The organism is Bacillus sp. ISL-45, assembly GCF_018613195.1.
Classification (GTDB): Bacteria; Bacillota; Bacilli; order Bacillales; family Cytobacillaceae; genus Mesobacillus.
Genome location: NZ_JAGGQQ010000004.1, coordinates 427,418 through 448,408, shown reverse-complemented (window position 1 = coordinate 448,408; position 20,991 = coordinate 427,418). Strand labels below are relative to the sequence as shown.

Sequence of the window (20,991 nt, the reverse complement as noted above, 5' to 3'; positions counted from 1 at the left end):
TAATTACCTTTTAAAAAAAGCTCGTCATGGTTTGTCTATCCTGACATATATTGAGAAGGAGGGAGGGGAACGCTTTGAAGACAAACTGGGGTGCTGCCTTTCAAATCGCTGCTGTTTATGTCGGTACTGTTGTGGGAGCCGGCTTTGCGACAGGGAGGGAAATCGTCGAATTCTTTTCCCGCTTTGGACTTTTTGGATTAATTGGTGTTTTCATGGCGGGATATATTCTTACATATATGGGTGCAAAATTGATGCGCATCGCAGCGGCGATCGGTGCCCATTCATACGAAGAAATGAATGTTCATTTATTTGGGAAGTTTTTTGGCAGAATCATCAATATTATGATGCTGTTTATGCTGCTTGGAGTTTGTGCCGTTATGTTATCAGGTGCAGGGGCAGTTTTTGAAGAGCAGCTTGGAATGACTAAGTCCCTGGGGATCTTTGTCACGATTGCACTGTCACTTGCCGTCATGGTTGTCGGCTTAAAGGGCGTCTTTGCTGTGAACACTTTTGTCGTGCCGATGATGATCTTGTTCAGTCTGATCTTATTCTTCCTGTCAGTTAAATTGCCTGGATTTATTGAACAGGTCGTTTTTATTCCATATGCAGAGGATGGCTGGAAGGCTGTGATCGGACCATTTTCATATACAGCGCTGAACCTGTCGCTTGCCCAGGCAGTCCTGGTTCCTGTAGCAGCCGAGATGAAAGACGATCATACTGTAAAATGGGGTGGAATCCTGGGCGGGATAGCACTTACCTTAATTTTGCTTTCAAGCCATTTGACTTTAATTATGCTGCCTGGATTCGAAACATTTGAGATTCCGATGGCTGTTGTAATGAAACAGCTTGCTGCTGGTCTATACTGGATTTTTGTCTTGATTGTATATGGGGAAATTTTCACCTCGGTAATTGGTAATATTTTTGGTCTGGAAAGGCAAATTCAAAAGTATATCAAGCTGCCAAGCCTGCTTGTCGTCTCACTGCTCTTTTTAATTTGTTATTTCATCAGCTTGATTGATTATGGAACGCTGCTTTCCATCCTTTATCCGGTTTTTGGCTACATCAGTTTAATTTTTATTGTCTTGTTATGGATGAAACCAGTTAATGTGAATAAATAAAAGGCTCTTTTTTCAAACTTTGTTGCTATTGACTACCAAATAGGGTTGAATGGCCTATTTTCTTCGCAAAGTTGACTCTTATGTGAGAAAAGAGCATTCACACTTAATACCGACCAGCAAAATGCCTTATATTACGTTAAAATCGGATTTAGGATTTTAACAACAATCTTTACGAAAACAGTCAAATAAAAAAGAAGGGGAACTGCCCCTTCTTTTTATGATGAGAATGTATAATTACACTTCGATTAACTTATCTTGTATTATTTATTCTCTTTCATAATGGTCTTGGCCATTTCTAAGAATGCACTGCGGTGGTCTGCACCTTCTTTTGTGAATAAAGTAAGCTTTAATGGTTGTTCTTCATTTTTAATTAAATACGTAGTTACGACGTCTGATTCATTTTTGGTTTCCATTGCCCATGCATTGTTGAAGAATGGATCTTCAGGTGTTTGTGCTTCATTCACTTCAGCACCGACAGCAGCTAGCTGTGCTTTGGAATTCTCTTCGACTAAGGCCCATTCTGCGTCATTTGGAATCAGTTCTATCCTCATGAATACACTGTCGTCCTCAGTCCACATCAGAACGTCTTTGTTGGGTTCTTCTGCTGATAATTCATATTCAGGCAGAACATACATAGAGTAGTTTTGATTGTCATTGTGTTTTAAGAAAGCAGTCTGTTCTTTTTGTTCGCCATCCACTGTATAGGCAATATTTTGCTCCATTACCCGGATTAAGCCCTCTTCGTTATTATTATTTTCCTGATCTGTTGTCTGCTGGTTTTCTTCATTTTTTTCAGGCGCAGCAGCCGGCTGGGCTGCAGGTGCCTTATCTGTCGACTTCGATTCTTCCGGAGAGCCGCAGCCTGCAATGATAATGGTTGACAATCCGATAATTGCTAAAGGTTTTACTAATTTGTTCATTTCTAAATGCCCCCTGTTATTTCATATGGTGATTTCTACATTTTTAGACGGAATAGAATAACGAAAGTTACAATACTTTGTCGCATTTACAAAATACCATGGACAGGCAAATTGGACAATAATGAAAATGACCCATGAGCCAGAGTTGGCATGGGTCATTTTTAGGGTAATATCTGTTGAGGTAATCACTAGTTAAGTGGAAGAAAAACAAATAATAATAAATCAAATACGATATGGGAGACTATAACAAGCGGCATGCTCCGTTTCCATGCGTATAAAATACTCCAGGCCAGTCCAGCAATTATTGCGGCTAAAACCAAAATAAACTCACCAGAATAGAGGTGGACAGAAGAATATAATAAAACAGAAAAACTAATCGACATTTTCACACTAAAGTATTTGCTAAGTCGTTTTTGGATAAATCCTCGCCAAAAGATTTCTTCGCCGGGAGCCAGGATTAACACCAGGACAAGGTAATGCCAGAATAAATCAGGTGAGAATCTGTTGTACAGACGCGAGATTTGATTGGCGAAAGGCAAATTTAACAACTCGATCAGGAAGCTTCCAAGCCAAAAGAGGCCAAATAAACCAAGACCCGAAGCAATCCCAAGCGTTAAGTAAGAAAGTGTTGAAGTGTTGTCCTCGATTTCTTCGTGTATGATGGAATAACTGATCAGAACCAGCATCGAAGCTGTGAATATATACCAGAATACGTTTTTATCTTCGAAGGTAAAAAACATAAGAAGATGCGCGATCAAAACCCCACTAATCAGTCTGCGATCCGCCATCCAATTCTTCATTCTACATAAACCCCTTTCCAGAAACAAAATTTATTGTACCAAATAATTCATTAAAATTGTAAGGAAATGATTTCTTTCAGTTGGGGAATAGTAATATTGCACGAAGATTTGATTGGAGGGAAGGTCATGTCAGAATCAAAGCGCGAGAGAGAGCGTAATTGGACTGTGCGCAAGCAGGATCAGCACCCGCATGGAAAAGTAAAGTCATTTAAAGAACTTGCAGGTAAGGAAACTAAAAGATAAAACAGAAAAAGCAGCTCAGGCTGCTTTGGGTATCTTTATAATAAAGTGAAAAATATTACACTAGAACAGTGTCTAGCTCCAGCGCCTAGCCAGTTTTCATCCTTGAAACTGCTTCCTCGAGTATCTTACGAGAAGCGTTAGCTTTGAGAAGCTCGAGACGCTTGTCTAGTGCCGCCTCCTAGAAACTCCAAAACTTCAACTCCGACGGCAGAAGCAAAAAGCGCTTCTGCCGTCGGAGTCTCCAGTCTCTGCGTTTCTGGACAGTCGGCTATACTTTTCGATTTTGGTCCTGACAATGAAGTCAAAGAACAACTTCTCTGTTCGGCCCTCTAAGGCACAGGACGTGTAAACCCGCCAGCCACACGATGTGGCGTTTTAGGCGGGCAGCGCTTGTCGGGGGTGAGCAAGCCGCTTGCGTATTTCTAGGTTAGTAGGCTGCATCTTTAACAATTTTATAGTTTTTATGATTGATGACAGTGCGTTGATCGAGCTCCAGATCCCGGAAATTGTTCATATATGTCAAATCAACAATTACTGAGTTTTCATTTACCTTCTCTACGACACCTTGCAGTCCTTCTTTGAATTCGATTACATTTCCAACTTCGGCTTTCTTCAAATAAACTCGCTCCTTCGTTATATTTCGAATTACTAACATTTTGCCTTAATTTTTAACTAGCGTAAAGGAAAATTCGCATTAAATTTGAATGTTCACGAAATTTTCATTTTATAAAAGTTAGAAAATTCAATTTATATAACCTATTATATAAAATAATTACATTTCCATCCAGAAAAAAATAATTATGTTACCATTTCATTCCCTTCCTACCAATCAAGAAACATGACAGATGAATTTGCAAATTCATCACTAGAAGATAAAATAGTCATAGTATAAGAAACTCGAGGTGGTTCACTTGGATAAAGAACAGGCTATTAGAATGCTGGAAAGTTTAAAAAATAAAGAAGTAGAGGAAATCTTTGTCGCTAAACAGGATTTCATGGAATTTCGCGAATTTCTGGTGAAAAGGGAGGATTTCAAACATTTCAGGGGAATCGCTCAAAGGGGCGGAGATGTCATCTTTACATATATAGATGAGGCGAGGAGCTAAATAACAAAGAAAAAGTGGTCCGTCACTGTAAATTTTACTATCCCTATTTGTGGAATAGTAGTAAAATATTAACATGTACTGGTGAGGTGATCGCTGATGGAAACATTTTCTCCTGAAAGGCTAATGGAAGAAATCGAACTCAAACGGAGAGAAATGATTTCAGCCGCGAAGGAAACAGGTTTTCTAAGCGTACAGACTATTTCAGCAAGCCAGGAGCTGGATAAACTCTTAAATGTAGTTCAGGAAGAACGGTTCTTTTTAACAAAGTAAATTTATTGGGAGCACTTAAAAAAAAGTGCTCCTTTTTATTTGGATAAAAATGGTTGTAAATTCACATTTTTATTTCCTGATGGTAAACTTTTCATAAGTCTTTCAATCGTAACCAATAGAACATTCACAATAGGGGGAACAAATGGATGGAAATGGCAAATAAACTAGAGCAGCTAAAAATTGAAATAGGTAAAAATGTGGTCGGACGGGACGATGAAATAGAGTTGATGGTGATTGCCCTTTTGAATAATGGCCATATTCTTATGGAAAGTGTACCAGGGACGGGGAAAACATTGCTTGCTAAAACATTTGCACGTGCAATAAGCGGACATTTCTCGAGGGTTCAGTTTACACCTGATGTATTGCCTAGTGATATTACAGGAATCCAGTTTTTTAATCCTAAACTTCAGGAGTTCGAATTAAAACCAGGTCCAATTGTCACCAATATTCTGCTTGCAGATGAAATCAATCGCGCTACCCCTAGGACTCAATCCAGCTTGCTTGAGGCGATGGAAGAACACCAGGTTACAATTGACGGCCACACTATCCCCTTGAAAACGCCCTTCCTTGTAATCGCAACCCAGAATCCAGTGGAATCACAGCAGGGGACATTCCAGCTTCCGGTCGCGCAGATGGATCGCTTCTTTATTAAGTTATCCCTCGGGTATCCAGAAGTGAATGAAGAGAGAGAAATGATCAAGAAACATAGGTTTGGAACATCAGCCAAGGAAGTCAAACCGATTATTAGTGAAGAGGATATCAATTCATTGAAACAGGAAATCATGAATGTGAAGTTAACTGAGGTTGTTGAAGATTATCTATTACAGATTGTACGAAAAACAAGGAACCATGCTTCGATCGAGCTAGGAATCAGTCCGAGGGGGACGCTTGCATTAGTAAAGGCTGCCCAAGGGAGGGCGCTGATTAAGGGTCGAGATTATGTGGTACCGAATGATGTAAAAGAGATGGCTCCCTTCGTGTTAGGACACAGAATTTATTTATCTGCGGAGTCATCGCTGACAATGACTCCCGAAAAAGTAGTCGAAGAGTTGCTGGAATCCATTCCTCTCCCTGTTGAAGTTGAGGTTTAAGCCCATGCAATGGAAAAAAATCGTTATCGAGGACCGCTTTCTATCCATATTGGCTTTTCTCGGGATTCTATTACTGATCGCAAGCTTTTACATAAATTCCTGGCTGATGTTCGGAGTCGGCATGATGATCCTATTTATCGCTGGAGGGAATTCCTATTATCTGAAGCATATAGGAGAAGGCTTGTTTTTTGATAATGAACGTAAACGGAATCGCTTCTTTATCGGGGACAAAGGAGAGTGGAGCCTGCAATTTCACAATCAAGGTCTTCCAATCATGAAAGGGAATCTCTCCATTTATTTTGATAGTGCAGTTGTACCTGTTACGGGCGAGTATCATATTCATTCTTCTAGAGTCGATATAAGCCTGCCGTTTTCGGTTGGACAGCGAGAAAGGATTAATATCAAAGTTCCATTTGCCGCAGAAAAGCGAGGATTATCAAAGATAAGGAAAATGGAGCTCAACATCCCTCATTTCTTTGGTTTCGGAGATACAATTCTTGAGTTCTCCGACGTTATCAATATCGAGGCGCTCGTCTATCCTCAAACTATTTCGGTGAAAAATTTGGATAAGCATAAGTCAATTAAGCCAGGCCAGAATCCATCATTCTTTTCACTATTTGAAGACAATATGGGACCAATAGGTACAAGGGATTACCTCCCGACAGACAGCTTTAACAGGATTAATTGGAAAGCAAGTGCCAGGAAAATGATTTTGCAGACGAAGGAATATGAACGAATTAATGAAGCAGGTGCCGTATTGTTCATTAATATTTCAGATGGTTTTTCAGTTACTGGCAAGCTGGAATTTTTGATGAGCAGTACAGCGGAAATGGCTTACTTCTTTAACCGAAGAAATATTCCCTTCTCGCTATGCATGAATATAAGGTCTGCTGGATTTACTCCATTTACCTACCTGCCATTGGGGTCTGGAAAGGACCACTTGCAAAAGCTGCTTGACCTGCTGGCTATTGCCGATTTTCATTCCCCAACGATTCCATATGAACAGCTGCTGTTCTTTTACAAGCGGCATTTGCCGATTGCGCCGACCATGATCCATGCAGGAATCCGTACAAGAGGAGCAGATGCCTATATACAGGAATGGACACATGCGGGCGTACAGTTATTCGAGCTAAAAACGCATAATGAACATGCATTACTGGAACCGATGAACATTATTTTAAAGGATGTGGCGAGCAAATGAAAAGCCGTGTCTTAAATGTTTTTTTTCGCTTTTTTATAGAGTGGACTTTTGTAAGCCTGATTCTGGTGGTATTTCATTTATTATCATCACAACGAATGCCATTGTTTTCAACTATGATAATAGCCGCTGCAGCCTCCATTCTCTTCACGTTTTTATTGGTGCTGAAGCCACGTCTAGCGAAGCCTTTTTATCTTCTTGTAGTTATGCCGCTTCTCTTTGTTGCAGGCAATTTGAGCAATCTTGAGAACTTTTATACAGGGATTATGGCAATATTCATTTTTTGGAGAGTACTTAAGTTTCACCAGGATTCAACGAGTCAATCAGAAAGTGTCTGGCTTGTTCTCACCTTTTTGATTGGGGTATTCCTTTCGCCGCTTGCTTATTTTTATGGCGGCTCATACTTGATCCAAATTGTATTCCTTCTTCTCTTCCAGCTGCTGTTTATATTGTCAGGGCAATTTTTGCTAAAGTGGATTGATATCGAACAGGCCTTGAAAAAGAGATTTGCAGCCACCTACTCGAAGCTGCTGGGGATTATTCTGCTCCTTGTTGCGGTATTAACTTTCGGAAGAGGAATATTAAAAGACATTTTCTTTTTTGTACTGCAATTGGCAGGATGGACGCTTTCCATGCTGCTGTATCCCTTTTTTGCATGGATTGGTTCTGCGGATATGCAGGCCAGAGCCAACAAAGTATTTTCTGAAAATCTGCTCAATATGGAAAATGAAACATCAATTAAGCAGGCCAGGCAGGTTTTCGACCCGGATTTTTGGGGACCTATTCTTTTCGCTGCCCTGATTGGCATTGGATTTTATTTCATTTATAAAAAAACCAGTCTTTTCAGCAGGCAGAAGGAGGAAGAAGCAGCAGAAGCAGGATTTATAATCACTGCCCATATCGAAGGGGCAAATAGCGTAGAGTTTACAAGGAGGCAGAAAGCGGCCCCTGAAAACAATATAAGGAAGGAAATCTTTCAGCTTGAAAAATATGCCCAGAAAAAGGAACTGGGCCGGCTTAACCATGAAGATGTCAAAGAATGGTTCGACAGGCTTAGCATACAATATGACCGACGGACAATCCAGACGTATGAAAAGGTCAGGTACGGTGAGCAGCTGGACGAAAAATCGGATGGCTGGTTCAAAGACGAAATAAAGAAGGTAAAAAAGCAAATCAATGCATTGGAAAAATTAAAGAAGGAAGAGAGCAAAAAAAGTTTGAAGGAAAACTTTAAACACCTTTTCAGACGTTAAAATACTTTTTGTCACAATTTCGATAAAATGAAAACGTTTTACTGAAAAAAATGACTCTAAACCTTTAAAAATCAATGTTTTTTCATTGTCTATGACTATGCAAAATGCTATTCTTTTGTGTGGGATGCCAATCCAAACTTCTTCGGAAATGATTGGAAACAATATATGGTGTGAAAGAACAATACAAATGGGTAAAATACAAATATCATTTTGGCTAGGCCTGAGTTTTGACCTTTCGCTGAATTGAACCATTTAGTTTGGAAAGGCATCATGTATGGTCATCTTAATTATCTATTTAAAAGGAGAATGATATAGTATGGTACAAAAACAATTCAAGGTTGTTGCTGAAACAGGAATCCACGCACGCCCTGCTACGATGCTGGTACAGGCTGCAAGCAAGTTCGATTCAGAAGTACACATAGAATATAAAGAAAAAAAGGTTAACCTTAAGTCAATCATGGGTGTAATGTCATTAGGTATCGGCCAGGGAGCAGAAATCACGATCATTGCTGAAGGAAGCGATGAGCAAGACGCTCTTAATACTTTAGAAGAAACTTTGAAAAAAGAAGGTTTAGCTGAATAATGGGCTTTCTCCAGGGAATTGCCGCTTCAAACGGCATTGCGATCGCCAAAGCCTATAAGCTGGTAGAACCGGACTTTTCTTTTGAAAAAAAAACAATAGACGCTCCCGCTGAAGAAATTGCCCGTTTTCAGTCAGCGCTTCAGACAGCAAAAGTTGAGCTGGAAAAAATCCGCGATCATGCGGGAACTGCTTTAGGAGCTGATAAAGCAGCGATTTTTGATGCTCACCTTCTAGTATTGAGCGATCCAGAATTGATTTCACCCATCGAAGACAAAATCAAAACGGAAAATGTTAATGCAGAGCTTGCATTAAAAGAAACAGCTGATATGTTCATCAGCATGTTCGAATCCATGGACAATGAATATATGAAAGAACGGGCGGCAGATATCCGTGACGTCACAAAACGGGTGTTAGCCCATCTGTTAGGTATCCAGATTCCTAATCCTAGCATGATTGCTGAAGAAGTAGTCATCGTGGCGGAAGATTTGACTCCTTCAGATACTGCTCAATTGAATCGCCAGTTTGTAAAAGGATTTACAACGAACATCGGCGGCCGTACCTCCCATTCAGCAATCATGGCTCGTTCAATGGAAATTCCGGCAGTTGTAGGCACAAAGGCAGCTACAGAAGAAATCAACAACGGGGATCTCGTCGTTGTTGACGGATTGAAGGGCGAAGTTCACTTCAATCCAACTCCTGAAGTGCTTGAAGCTTATAAGAAGATTCAAGAAGATTTCGAGAAGCAAAAAGCTGAATGGGCTAAACTTGTTAACGAAAAGTCTGTAACAGCTGATGGCCATCATGTTGAACTTGCAGCTAATATCGGTACACCTAAAGATTTGAAGGGCGTAGTTGAAAATGGCGGCGAGGGTGTAGGTCTTTACCGTACAGAGTTCCTTTATATGGACAGGGACCAGCTTCCTACTGAAGAGGAACAATATACAGCATATAAGGCAGTGCTTGAAGGAATGGAAGGCAAACCAGTCGTGGTCCGTACTCTTGATATCGGCGGAGACAAAGAGCTTCCATACTTGAACCTGCCTAAAGAAATGAATCCTTTCCTTGGCTTCAGGGCAATCCGCCTGTGCCTTGAGGAAGTGGATATTTTCCGTACGCAGCTGCGCGCTCTTTTGCGAGCTAGTGTTCATGGAAACCTGAAAGTTATGTTCCCGATGATCGCTACTCTGAACGAGTTCAGGGAAGCGAAAGCAATGCTTGAAGAAGAAAAAGCAAGATTGATCCAGGAAGGCGTCGAGGTTGCTGACCATATCGAGCTCGGCATCATGGTTGAAATTCCTTCTACTGCAGTCCTTGCAGATCAGTTTGCGAAGGAAGTAGACTTCTTCAGCATCGGAACAAATGACTTGATTCAATACACGATGGCAGCGGACAGGATGAACCAGCAAGTATCATACTTATATCAGCCATACAACCCATCCATTCTTCGTCTCGTAAAAATGGTCATTGATGCAGCTCATCAAGAAGGTAAATGGGCTGGAATGTGCGGAGAAATGGCCGGTGACGAAACGGCAATTCCAATTCTGCTTGGACTTGGCCTTGACGAGTTCTCGATGAGTGCCTCTTCAATCCTGAAAGCACGCTCATTGATCAGAAACTTAAACAAAGCCGATATGGAAAAGCTGGCTTCAAATGTGTTGAACATGAGTACGACTGAAGAAGTGGTTGAAGCAGTAAACCAAGCTATTTCTTTGTAACGTAATTGTAATATAAAAAATGTTTTACGCTATATAGGGCGGGTATAAATGAGTAAGCACTTTGGTTAGACTTTAATTAAGCTAATCATTCTCATTTTCCCCCAGATTTGGCCGGCTGTTTATCAGCCGGCATTTTTTTGTTTAAGTCTTTTAAATGTCAAAAGAAAGAGTAACTTCAGACAGGTTTGCAGGGAAAAGCAGAAAAGCTGTCAGAAGAAGGAGCAGCTTCAGACAGGTTCAGAAGTCTTGATAGCGAACCTCTTTTGGCAAAGAATAAAAAAAGCTGCCGGATAGGCAGCGTCTAAGCTTTAAAGGGGTTTTTCCATTCCATCAGCATCCCGTAATTCAATGACTCTTCGTCCTCAAGATAATTTGCTACTGGTTTGACCGGTGTACGTCCGCAGCGCAGCAGAAAGGAAACGACTGGATCCTTCAATTCACCTTTAAGTACCTTTTCTACATACTGGTCAATGGACAAGTCTGCGGAATGCAAGTGGTATCCTGGCATCCTTCCGCCGCCCAAAAGTCTTTCAAGATCTAATTGCACGACCGTCTCATACATAGATTGCATCATCCATTTACCAAGACCAAGTTTGCGGTAAGCCGGACTTATGCAAATATCGACAATGTAAAGAGTATTGCCTTCCGGATCATGATTCCTTATATAGCCGTTATCGGTTATTTCTTCCCACGAATGATCTTCGTCGCCTTTTATCAAATGAACAACCAGTCCAGTAATGGAACCCGCGATTCTACCTCCGACTTCCACACAGAGGGCACCTTCGGGAAATAAATCTACATGATTGGCCAGCTGCTCGGTGTTCCATAAGAGTTCTTCTGGAAAAGGAGGCGGGAAGGCTTCCTTTTGTACCGATATCAACTGCTCAAAATCATCCTTTGTATAATTACGAATGATTGCTTTTAACGGTCTGTTGCCGTCATATACATAAAGCTCTTTATAAAACATATCCGCACCTCTAAATATAGTATAGACTTAGTATAAGAAGATTTTTAATGCAAGGTCAAATCGTACAATGCGAAATTTTTATATTGGAATTCAGCCTGATGTATTTAGCAATAATCAATTTAATAGGTTTGGATGTGTTTATGACAGGGTACAATATTATTGCGCATAAAATGGTAGAACGTTCTGGAGGCCGAGGAGTAAATTCTCGGCCTTTTGCAATTTATAATGTTAAAATATAGGTAAAATTGAAAAGGGAAGAAGGAGTACATATGCTGTCTAAAGAAGATACGGTAATTGGCTTTATTGGAACAGGCGTTATGGGACAAAGCATGGCAGGGCATCTGCTTGATGCGGGCTATCAGCTCACTGTTTTTACAAGGACGAGGGAAAAGGCGGCTAATTTGCTGGAAAGGGGAGCTGTCTGGTCAGACTCCCCACGTGAGGTAGCACAGAAGGCTGATGTCGTTTTTACGATTGTCGGTTACCCTTCAGACGTGGAAGAAATTTATCTGGGGGAAGACGGCCTTATCTCTAATGCAAAGCCAGGCAGTTATTTAATTGATATGACCACGTCGACTCCTTCCCTTGCAAAAGAAATTTACGAAAAGGCAATAGAGAAAGAGATTCATGCAATTGATGCGCCTGTTTCCGGCGGTGATATCGGTGCCCGCGAAGCAAGGCTTGCCATCATGGTGGGCAGCGATGATGAGGCTTTTCTTCAGGTAGAACCACTGCTTAACATCCTTGGAACAAATATTGTTCACCAGGGAGAAGCAGGTGCCGGGCAGCATACAAAAATGTCCAACCAAATCGCCATTGCTTCCAATATGATCGGAGTATGCGAAGCTATGATCTATGCTGAAAAAGCGGGTCTTGATCCAGAGACCGTATTGAAGAGCATATCGACGGGTGCTGCAGGGAGCTGGTCGCTTTCCAATCTGGCACCAAGGATGATCGATGATAATTTCGAGCCCGGTTTTTACATCAAGCACTTTATCAAGGATATGAAAATCGCCCTGGATGAAGCAAAGCGGATGGATATGGAAGTACCAGGACTTTCTTTGGCATTGTCGCTATATGAACAACTCGCGGAAAAAGGCGAAGAAAACAGCGGCACTCAGGCGCTATATAAGTACTGGAAACAATCATAATATTTGCTAGTCATAGACCCCTCTCCAGGTAAGATACTATAACCTAAAGGAGGGGATTTTTATGGCTAAAAGGACGAAAAAGAATGACCCGCAGCAAAAGAACAAGAAGGGTTTTGATTCTGCAGTCATTGATTCTGAATTCTCACATGAGATTGGCAGTGCTGCGACTAATAAGATCCATAAGGATAAAGCAAAAAAAGAGAAAGCCCCCAAAAATAACGGAAAATACAAGGGATAATAAAAGGCTGTTTTCGTAAAGATTGTTGTTAAAATCCTAAAGCCGATTTTAACGTAATAGTAGGCCATTTTGTTGGTCGGTATTAAGTTAGCATGCTCTTTTCTCACAAAAGAGTCAACTTTGCGAAGAAAAATAGGTCATTCAATCCTATTTTGTAGTCAAGAGCAACAAAGTTTGAGAAAAGAGCCTAATAAAAAGCCGTTCCTGCTGACGAGGAACGGCTTTTCGAGTTTTATCGCAAATAACTTTCCAAACGATTGAGCCCTTCTTTTAGCGTATCCATCGAGTACGCATATGAAAGCCGGAAATAGCCCTCTCCAAATTCAGAGAAAGCACTCCCTGGAACCACTGCCAATTTTGCTTCATTGACTAATTCCATACAAAAATCAAATGATGAAATATTGGAAGCTGGAATTTTGATAAAGAAGTAAAACGCGCCCTCAGGCTTGATTACATCAAGGCCCATAGACTGGAGTCTGCTGAATACATAATCCCGCCTTGAAGCATACTCCTGCTTCATTGGCAACGCATCATCAATCCCAGCTGTCAGGGCCTCTAAAGCAGCCATTTGCGAGATCGAGGTTGCACAAGTTACATTGTATTGATGCACTTTCAAAATATGCTTGGCCAAATACTCAGGCGCGAACAGCATCCCTATCCGCCAACCTGTCATCGAGTGGGATTTGGAAAGTCCGTTGATGACAATTGTTTTTTCCTTTATGAACTGGGCAATTGAAACATGCCTTTGCTCATAAACGAGTTCACTGTATATTTCATCAGCAAGGACAAAGATGTCCTTGTCCTCAAGCAGCTGGGCTATTTCTTTAAGTTCCTCCTCATTCAAGCTGACGCCTGTTGGGTTTGAAGGATAGGGGAGTACGATACATCTTGTTTTATCTGTGATCAGGCTTTCAATCAACCCTGCCGTCATCCTGAATTGTGTTTTCCTGATATCAGCATAGACTGGTTCGGCACCGCAGAGCTTGATGATTGGTTCATACCCGGGATAAACAGGCCCTGGGATGATAACTTCACAGCCTTCTTCAAGTATGGTCCTGAAAGTGATATCAATAGCCTCGCTTGCTCCAACAGTAATGATCGCTTCATGCTCCGCTGAATATTCAACATTATATTTTTTACGATAAAAATCAGCTGCAGCTTTTCTTAGCTGGATCAGTCCAGCATTATGTGTATATGTAGTGACGTTCTCATTAATTGCTTTTTTCCCAGCTTCCTTGACATGTTCTGGTGTCGGAAAATCAGGCTGACCGATGGTGAGAGAAACCATATCTTTCACATCTGCCACCATATTAAAGAATTTTCTGATCCCTGATATTTCTATATTCTTCACCCTATTGTTAATTAAATGTTCCACTTCTTTCATCCCTCCGATTGAATATCACTATTTTAACATGATGGACCGGAAAGTTGTAAAATTCGTCTGCTTAAGCAAAAGGTTATTTCATCTGGGGAGCGAATATAAATTGAAGAACTAAACAAAAGGAGAGATTCAGATTGAATTTAGAACAGATGAAACAACATTATACACATTTTAGCGAATGGATCCAATCACTAAAGGGCCTAACGGACACAGAGTGGAACATGCCATTAGGGCAGTGGTCTGTAGCAGCAGTTGTATCGCATCTGCTTTTCTGGGATCAATACTCTTTAGAGGAAAGGTTTCCTTATTTCAAAGAAGGAGCTCAACTGCCATCCTATCCTGATTTTCAAAAGGTCAACGAACGGGCCCAGGAATACGCAGAATGTACCCCAAAAGAAGAGATTCTCGATAGCCTTCTTGCTGTTCGAGGACAGTTCCAAAAGATGCTTGAAGAAATGGACAATGACAAGTTGGCTGTGGCATTCAAAATTTCTGATCACCACATGACGGTCGGTACGTATATCATGGATTTTATCGAGCACGACCTTCACCATCAAAATCAGGTAAATTCGGTATTAGGCTGGACAATAGTTAAATGATTAAGCTATTTTCGTATCCAGGTTGCTTGAACTGACCAATTCTATCGTTTCCCCCGCTTATAAGCTGCGGAAGCAAGGCTATGTTCAACAAGCAGCAATCAATGGAAAACTTGCGTTAAATAAGAGGAGTAAACCGAGCTTTCGGTTTGCTTTTTTATTTGGTTTGATTCTGTATTTTTTCCATGCAGGTCTTACCATGTCGACTACTATAGCCGATCCAGTTTTATTAACTAAACAGTTTAAATCATCCTGCCGATAAGAGGTATATAGTACTAATTCTATAACGAGAAGGAAGATCTTTATGAATGATAGCAGTATATTATTAGAATCAGGCACGAATGAACTGGAAATTGTCGAATTTGGCATAGGCCAGAATAAATTTGCGATAAATGTCATGAAAGTGAAAGAAATTCTTAACCCAGTTCCGGTGGTGGCGATTCCTAACGCTCATCCGTTTGTTGAAGGAATTATGGAGCTGAGGGGCGAAGTGCTGCCAGTCATCAATGTCTCAGCGGCGCTAGGGCTTAAGGAATCAACAAATCCACAGTTGGATAAGTTCATCGTTGCGGAATTTAACCAGATCAAGACAGTGTTCCATGTCCATGCGGTTTCACAAATCCACCGAATCTCCTGGTCTCAGATTGAGAAGCCATCAGACATGTATCAGGGCCAGGAGAGCCAAATTATCGGAGTAATCAAGCTAGGAGGGGAAATGGTACTATTCCTTGACTTTGAAAAAATCCTTCTTGAAATCAACCCTGAGTCTGGAATCAAGGTTAGCGATGTCAACAAACTTGGTCCCAGGGAACGCTCTACGAAAAGGATCGTGATTGCGGAAGACTCTGCAATGTTAAGGAAAATGCTTCATGACACCTTGAGTGAAGCAGGATTCCAGTATCTTGAATTCTTTGAGAATGGCCATGATGCCATAACCTATCTTGAACACCTGGCAGTGGATACTGACGTCTTTTCAAAGTCAGTTCAACTGGTAATCACAGATATAGAAATGCCGCAAATGGATGGACATCACCTGACAAAAAGAATAAAAGAGCACTCGGTTCTTCAAAAACTTCCTGTTATCATTTTTTCATCCTTGATTACGAATGAACTGCGACATAAGGGGAGTGTAGTGGGGGCGGATGCACAGATCAGCAAGCCAGAGATTAGTGAACTGGTACTGAAGATCGATGAATTAATTTTATAGAAAGGCTCTTTTCTCAAATTCTGTTGCTATTGACTACCAAATAGGATTGAATAACCAATGTTTTTTCACAAAAAATTATGAGAAAAGATCTTGCACACTTAATTCGAACTGCAAAATGGCTTTTTATCACGTACAACAATCTTACGAAAGGCTCTTTTCTCAAACTTTGTTGCTTTTGACTACAAAATAAAATTAAATGACCCATTTTTCTTCGAAAAATTGACTCCTTTGTGAGAAAAGAGCATGCAAACTTAATACCGACCTGCAAAATGGCCTTATAATACGTTAAAATCGGCTTTAGGATTTTAACAACAATCTTTACGAAAACAGCCTTACGAAAACAGCTTATAGAAAAGCATAAAAGAAAGCTGATTTTCCAGCTTTCTTTTATGGATACCGTTCTCCAAGCTTTTTGAATACAGGTTTGGCATATTTCCTCGTCTTGCCTGCTCCGGCGGTTTCGTTGGACTCTTTCAGGCCTGTGTAGGATGACAATAGCTTTTTCGCGCTGGTCAATGAAATGGAGGCCCTTGGATTCCTCACTGACTGATCGAGTTTTCCTAAGTGGGGAAGCTGCTCGAAGTCCTGTTTAGACGGCGGGATGTGGAATGTGTACTCACCGCAAACCACCAAAACGTCTGATTGCTGCTGGCTGTTTCTCGGATTGTTTGAAAAATGGAGTCCTGTTTTTTTAGCTTTGCCTTCAGCAAGCATTTTTTTAATCGCATCATGTTTTAACTGATATAAAAACTTCGGATTAGGAGCAGTCTTGGCATGACGGTTAACAGTGAAGATTGCTTGTGAGAGGTTCTCGATCGTTGGGCGGAGTGAGGGGATCTTGTTCCTTTCATTATTCAATGGGATAGGCTCCTTTCATTATTACGGCATTTGTGTATAAAAACTATCTAATATCATTATACCCTTAATTTGGCTGATTGAGAAATAGAAGCCTTCCGATGGAGAATTATGGTGTGATAGTTACTCTAGTTCCATTCGGTACTTGCCGGGCCAACTCCAGCACATCTTGGTTATGCATACGAATGCATCCCTTCGAAACAGCCTTGCCAATTGATCCTGGATTATTTGTCCCATGAATGCCATAACCCAGTTTTGATAACGACAGCCACATTGAGCCGTATGGGCCGCCGGGATCAGGTTCTCTGTTTACAATCACAAATTCGCCGACAGGAGTTTGCGTCAGCATTTTCCCGATGCCAACGGGATAGGATTTTATCAGCCTCCCGGAGTGAAAAAGTGTAAGCCTTTTGCTGCCCAATGATACCGAAATCGAGTAAGGAATAGTAGCTGGGTCAGGAAGTCCCGGAATTACGATTCGCTGCCCAGGATAGATAAGTGAAGGAATTGTAATACCAGGATTTGCTGCCAGGATTTGTTGAAGCGGCCTGCGATAATTTGCGGCAATCACTGCCAGCGTCTCGCCTCTTTTAACAATATGATACATAAAATCTCCTCCTCTAATGCAGTGTATGCCGGTTTTTTGAGGAGGGCTCCTTATGGTCATTAATTGTCGCTTTTTAGCGAAACTTGTAAAAATTAAAAAAATAGTATCGTTTTTCCTTTTTTGAAAAGGTAAAATAGGAATAACACTAGTTCGGAGTCATGTACCAGGTACAATTGTACTTCTGGAATGAGGATGGTTAGATGAATCAGAGTAAGCAATCAAGAAAATCTAAACTAAGAAGCAATACTGCTTCGACAAAAATAGAACAGATGATTTCAGATATCATCTTTAAACATGTAAAGGACCTTGTTTTTATCATGAAGGTCGAACCGGGTAATCAATTCCGTTATTTATTTGCCAATGAGAACGGACTGCTCCATGCTGGGATGGCTGCACATGATATCGGCAGGACGATGGACGAGGTTTTACCCCAAGATCATCTGAACCCTTTGAAAAAACAGTATGTAAAGGCAGTGAAAGAGGGAGTGGAAGTTGTTTTCCATGATGAGGTAGACTTGGAGAATGACAAGCAGGTTTTTGGCGAGACCCTGTTGACCCCAATCAAGGCAGCTGACGGGAAAGTTCAATATGTTGTAGCAGTCACTAGGGATATGACAGAAAACTTCAAAGAAAAGAATAGATTGATTGATAGCGAGCAACGGTATCGCTCACTCATTGACCATAATCTGGATGCAGTCTTTTCAATTGATTTGAAGGGGAAGATATTGGATGTCAACCCGGCTGCTCAATTATTGACAGGCTATACTGTCAAACAGCTTAAATCGAAAAAAATCAGTGGCTTGATATGTGAAAGTGATTTGCCGACTTTTAACGAGGTCTTATCACATACGAAATTAGGGAATGCTAAAGAATCGCTCGATTGTCGGTTCATGCACCGAAAAGGTAATTTCCTTACGGTTCACTTGAAGACGATCCCCATTGTGATCCATTCTGAAATAAAGGGTATGTATATCATTATCCGAGATCTTTCTGAGCAGGCGAAAAGCACCGAACTTATTAAGTACATGGCATTCCATGACCAGCTGACAGGTTTGCGCAACAGGCGCGCGCTCTTGGATCAACTGGATAGTCTTGTGAAAAATGTAAAAAAGCAAAGAGCAGAATTTGCATTGCTGTTTCTGGACATAGACCGTTTCAAGTACTTAAATGATACGCTTGGGCATCTTGTTGGTGACCAGATTTTAAAGCAAGTAGCAGACCGGTTGATTGACATCCAAAAAGAAAACTGTACTGTTTACAGACAGGGAGGCGATGAATTCATCATTGTCCTGGAAAAGACAGGCAGGAATGGTGCCGGGGAGTTTGCGCAAAAAGTATTATGCAGGTTCAATGAATCTTTTTATTTCAATTCCCAGGAGTATTATATCACACCAAGTATTGGTATCAGCCTTTTTCCGAATGATGGCAAAGATGCAGAAACATTGATTAAATATGCTGATGAAGCCTTATATAGCGTAAAAGAAAAAGGAAAGGCCCATTATCAATTTTATCGCTCGGACATGCAGTCAACCGGTGTTAATGTTATAACGCTCGAAGCACATTTGCGAAAAGCGATTGAACGAAACGAACTTGAACTCTATTATCAGCCCCAAATCAATTTAGTTACCAATGAGATATCCAGCTTTGAAGCATTGCTGCGCTGGAACAACAGTGAGCTGGGCTTTATTTCACCAGCCGAATTCATCCCGCTTGCAGAGGACACTGGATTGATCATCCCGATTGGCAACTGGGTTATTGACAGGGCATGCCGACAAATCAAGGAATGGACGAAGAAAACAGGGAAACCAATCAGAATCGCTATCAATATTTCTCCCAAGCAATTCATGCAGCTGGATTTAGTCCGGGTCATCAAGAATTCGATTGAGAAGCATAAGATTGATCCATCGCTTTTGGAGATTGAAATTACCGAGGGTGCCATGCAGGATACAAAAGAGACGATCCCAACCCTGAAAAGGTTGAAGGAATTGGGTATAAAAATCTCGGTAGATGATTTTGGCACAGGATATTCTTCGCTTAGTTATTTGAAACAGTTCCCGATTGATGTATTGAAAATTGACCAAAGTTTTATAAGGGATATAAAGTACAGCGGCAAGGATGCCGCAATCATTACGACGATCATCCACCTTGGCAACAGTCTTGGCATGGAAGTGATTGCGGAAGGGGTCGAGGAGCAGAGCCAGGTTGATTTCCTGACAAATGCCGATTGCGAAAAAGCACAGGGATTCTTTTTTGCCAGACCATTAAGGGCGGAGGAAGCAGAGGAGAAGTTCATTCTGAAACCAAAAACAAGCAGCTGATCAGCTGCTTGTTTTTTCACTTTTAAAGGTGAAAATCGCAAGTTCAGGCTGTGATAAAAACCTGAAAGGAAGCCTGGTCGTTCCAAGGCCGCGATTCACGTATAGTGTAAGACTGTTGTTGCGGCCTGCAGTATAAAAACCCTCCACATATTTTTCGGCAAAAGGCGGTGTGACCAGTGGGCCGTAAAATGGGATCTGGATTTGTCCTCCGTGGCTGTGACCGCTCAGCTGCAATTGTATGGGATGTTCTGCAGCTTCTTCTGCTTTGTCAGGTGCATGGGATAAGAGGATGGTATATGAGTTGTTTGGTATGTTGGCCATACACGTGTTCAAATCAGGCCTGCCGAGCATAGCATCATCGATTCCGGCTATCCAAATCGAACTGCCATCAAGTAGCTTGATATTAGCTGAGGTGTTCAGTAATAAAGAGAAACCTGATTGTTCCATGATCTGTTTATATAAATCTGAACCGTAGCCGCCATGGTCATGGTTTCCGTATACGGCAAACTTTCCGAGAGGCGCATTCAAGTGGCTCAATATGGAAATAAGCCTGGTTTTTTCACCAAAATGTCTTGGGTCATCTAGTAAATCCCCTGTAAAAACGATCAGGTCAGGGTTCAGCTTATTGATTTGGGTGATCAACTGCTTCAGCTGTTCCATCGTATACTGGAATCCAATATGGGTATCACTGAACTGAATAAGCCTCACTCCATCAAACCCGGATGGCAGCGCCGCATTTTTAATAGTATGACGGGTAATATCAAGCATGCGGGGTTCGACTTCACGGGCATAGAAATAGCCCCCTGTGCCGAGTCCTGCAGCAGTTAATACGGTTCCAACTGCCTTTTTAATAAAAGTCCTCCGAGTGATTTGTTCAGACATGAAAAATACCAACCTATCCCCTGATTTTCTCTACTATACTAGCAAACATACATGGAAAATAGAAGTGCCATTTTAGGGAAAGGTCCCTAATCATGAAGTTTGGGTGTTTTTACGACACGACATAAGGGAAGAGAAAGGAAATATGACAAGCCCTTTTTAGCTAAAGCAGAATTGAGGTGTTGTGGATGGGTGATCATGAACTCCAGATGGAAATGATTTTTATTCCAGCAAAAAATGGATATATAAAAGTTTTTGTGTACGGTTTTAATCATTTAGGAACATGGGGAAATGCAGTAGCCGTCTATAATGGTGAAAGTGTAAGCGCAAAAGGGTTCAATAAGAAAAGGACAGTCGTCCATTCACTTGCAAAGCTTCATAGGTCGCTTCTGAAAAAGAGGAGAGAAAATTAGAAGGAATTGCCTTTAAAAGTTCCTGTGAATAGAGGTGAATAAAAAGACAAGGCCGGAATAAACATCCAGCCTTATCCTATCA

The 20,991-nt window shown here is 41.2% G+C and carries 23 protein-coding genes; 15 read left to right on the top strand and 8 right to left on the bottom strand.

Features of this window, described 5'->3' with window-relative positions:
* Positions 1-74 precede the first annotated feature (74 nt).
* Positions 75-1,118, top strand: a complete 1,044-nt coding sequence (locus tag J7E35_RS05075) for a YkvI family membrane protein (protein ID WP_214777530.1) — start codon at positions 75-77, stop codon at positions 1,116-1,118.
* 260 nt (positions 1,119-1,378) lie between these two features.
* Here J7E35_RS05075 and J7E35_RS05070 read toward each other — a convergent pair whose 3' ends face one another.
* Both J7E35_RS05070 and J7E35_RS05065 read right to left on the bottom strand, forming a co-directional pair.
* A complete protein-coding gene (locus J7E35_RS05070; RefSeq protein WP_214777528.1) occupies positions 1,379-2,038 on the bottom strand; it encodes a hypothetical protein in 660 nt (219 codons plus the stop codon).
* Positions 2,039-2,226: 188 nt separating this feature from the next.
* Positions 2,227-2,838, bottom strand: coding sequence for a CPBP family intramembrane glutamic endopeptidase (locus tag J7E35_RS05065; protein WP_214777526.1), 612 nt, complete (start codon positions 2,836-2,838; stop codon positions 2,227-2,229).
* A 126-nt stretch (positions 2,839-2,964) separates the two neighbouring features.
* Between J7E35_RS05065 and J7E35_RS23190 the strand changes: the two genes are divergently transcribed.
* Positions 2,965-3,081, top strand: coding sequence for a DUF6254 family protein (locus J7E35_RS23190; RefSeq protein ID WP_251009445.1), 117 nt, complete (start codon positions 2,965-2,967; stop codon positions 3,079-3,081).
* A gap of 427 nt (positions 3,082-3,508) precedes the next feature.
* Here the strand turns inward: J7E35_RS23190 and J7E35_RS05060 are convergent, their stop codons facing one another.
* Positions 3,509-3,697, bottom strand: a complete 189-nt coding sequence (locus tag J7E35_RS05060; RefSeq protein WP_192473581.1) for a YkvS family protein — start codon at positions 3,695-3,697, stop codon at positions 3,509-3,511.
* Between the two features lie 295 nt (positions 3,698-3,992).
* Here J7E35_RS05060 and J7E35_RS05055 point away from each other — a divergent pair, with 295 nt between their 5' ends.
* The 7 genes from J7E35_RS05055 (at position 3,993) to ptsP (ending at position 10,297) form a co-directional block, all read left to right on the top strand.
* Positions 3,993-4,187 (top strand): hypothetical protein, encoded by a 195-nt coding sequence (locus J7E35_RS05055; RefSeq protein ID WP_192473582.1) that lies wholly within the window; start codon positions 3,993-3,995, stop codon positions 4,185-4,187.
* A gap of 96 nt (positions 4,188-4,283) precedes the next feature.
* Complete coding sequence (locus tag J7E35_RS05050; RefSeq protein ID WP_251009444.1) at positions 4,284-4,457, top strand: aspartyl-phosphate phosphatase Spo0E family protein; 174 nt, start codon at positions 4,284-4,286, stop codon at positions 4,455-4,457.
* A 146-nt stretch (positions 4,458-4,603) separates the two neighbouring features.
* Positions 4,604-5,548, top strand: a complete 945-nt coding sequence (locus tag J7E35_RS05045; RefSeq protein WP_483297196.1) for an AAA family ATPase — start codon at positions 4,604-4,606, stop codon at positions 5,546-5,548.
* A gap of 4 nt (positions 5,549-5,552) precedes the next feature.
* The gene (locus tag J7E35_RS05040; protein ID WP_214777525.1) at positions 5,553-6,749 is read left to right on the top strand and encodes a DUF58 domain-containing protein; all 1,197 of its coding nucleotides are present in this window, start codon (positions 5,553-5,555) and stop codon (positions 6,747-6,749) included.
* 95 nt (positions 6,750-6,844) lie between these two features.
* Positions 6,845-7,999: a hypothetical protein gene (locus J7E35_RS05035; protein WP_214777523.1), complete on the top strand. Its 1,155-nt coding sequence runs from the start codon at positions 6,845-6,847 to the stop codon at positions 7,997-7,999.
* Positions 8,000-8,315: 316 nt separating this feature from the next.
* Entirely contained in the window at positions 8,316-8,582 is a 267-nt protein-coding gene (locus J7E35_RS05030; protein ID WP_214777520.1) for a phosphocarrier protein HPr, read from the top strand.
* Entirely contained in the window at positions 8,582-10,297 is a 1,716-nt protein-coding gene (gene ptsP / locus J7E35_RS05025; protein ID WP_214777518.1) for a phosphoenolpyruvate--protein phosphotransferase, read from the top strand. The genes J7E35_RS05030 and ptsP overlap by 1 nt, the downstream gene beginning before the upstream one ends.
* A gap of 301 nt (positions 10,298-10,598) precedes the next feature.
* Here ptsP and J7E35_RS05020 read toward each other — a convergent pair whose 3' ends face one another.
* Complete coding sequence (locus J7E35_RS05020) at positions 10,599-11,264, bottom strand: GNAT family N-acetyltransferase (protein ID WP_214777516.1); 666 nt, start codon at positions 11,262-11,264, stop codon at positions 10,599-10,601.
* Between the two features lie 269 nt (positions 11,265-11,533).
* On the opposite strand from J7E35_RS05020, the gene J7E35_RS05015 reads away from it, so the two are divergent.
* Together J7E35_RS05015 and J7E35_RS05010 are read left to right on the top strand one after the other, a co-directional pair.
* The gene (locus J7E35_RS05015; protein ID WP_214777514.1) at positions 11,534-12,415 is read left to right on the top strand and encodes an NAD(P)-dependent oxidoreductase; all 882 of its coding nucleotides are present in this window, start codon (positions 11,534-11,536) and stop codon (positions 12,413-12,415) included.
* A 61-nt stretch (positions 12,416-12,476) separates the two neighbouring features.
* Positions 12,477-12,653: a hypothetical protein gene (locus J7E35_RS05010; protein ID WP_167831916.1), complete on the top strand. Its 177-nt coding sequence runs from the start codon at positions 12,477-12,479 to the stop codon at positions 12,651-12,653.
* Between the two features lie 232 nt (positions 12,654-12,885).
* Here J7E35_RS05010 and J7E35_RS05005 read toward each other — a convergent pair whose 3' ends face one another.
* Entirely contained in the window at positions 12,886-14,028 is a 1,143-nt protein-coding gene (locus J7E35_RS05005) for an aminotransferase A (protein ID WP_214777512.1), read from the bottom strand.
* Between the two features lie 140 nt (positions 14,029-14,168).
* Between J7E35_RS05005 and J7E35_RS05000 the strand changes: the two genes are divergently transcribed.
* Both J7E35_RS05000 and J7E35_RS04995 read left to right on the top strand, forming a co-directional pair.
* Positions 14,169-14,633, top strand: a complete 465-nt coding sequence (locus J7E35_RS05000) for a DinB family protein (protein WP_251009443.1) — start codon at positions 14,169-14,171, stop codon at positions 14,631-14,633.
* Between the two features lie 301 nt (positions 14,634-14,934).
* Positions 14,935-15,837, top strand: a complete 903-nt coding sequence (locus J7E35_RS04995) for a chemotaxis protein (RefSeq protein WP_214777510.1) — start codon at positions 14,935-14,937, stop codon at positions 15,835-15,837.
* Positions 15,838-16,224: 387 nt separating this feature from the next.
* On the opposite strand, the gene J7E35_RS04990 is transcribed toward J7E35_RS04995, so the two are convergent.
* Both J7E35_RS04990 and J7E35_RS04985 read right to left on the bottom strand, forming a co-directional pair.
* Entirely contained in the window at positions 16,225-16,695 is a 471-nt protein-coding gene (locus J7E35_RS04990) for a YkyB family protein (protein ID WP_214777508.1), read from the bottom strand.
* A gap of 106 nt (positions 16,696-16,801) precedes the next feature.
* Positions 16,802-17,299, bottom strand: a complete 498-nt coding sequence (locus tag J7E35_RS04985) for a L,D-transpeptidase family protein (protein ID WP_214777506.1) — start codon at positions 17,297-17,299, stop codon at positions 16,802-16,804.
* Positions 17,300-17,499: 200 nt separating this feature from the next.
* Here J7E35_RS04985 and J7E35_RS04980 point away from each other — a divergent pair, with 200 nt between their 5' ends.
* A complete protein-coding gene (locus J7E35_RS04980; RefSeq protein WP_214777504.1) occupies positions 17,500-19,617 on the top strand; it encodes a sensor domain-containing protein in 2,118 nt (705 codons plus the stop codon).
* Here J7E35_RS04980 and J7E35_RS04975 read toward each other — a convergent pair whose 3' ends face one another.
* A complete protein-coding gene (locus J7E35_RS04975; RefSeq protein WP_214777502.1) occupies positions 19,618-20,499 on the bottom strand; it encodes a metallophosphoesterase in 882 nt (293 codons plus the stop codon). It abuts the gene before it with no gap.
* Positions 20,500-20,684: 185 nt separating this feature from the next.
* Here J7E35_RS04975 and J7E35_RS04970 point away from each other — a divergent pair, with 185 nt between their 5' ends.
* Positions 20,685-20,909 carry a hypothetical protein gene (locus J7E35_RS04970; RefSeq protein ID WP_214777500.1) on the top strand — a complete coding sequence of 75 codons (225 nt, stop codon included), beginning with the start codon at positions 20,685-20,687 and terminating at the stop codon, positions 20,907-20,909.
* Positions 20,910-20,991: the final 82 nt, after the last annotated feature.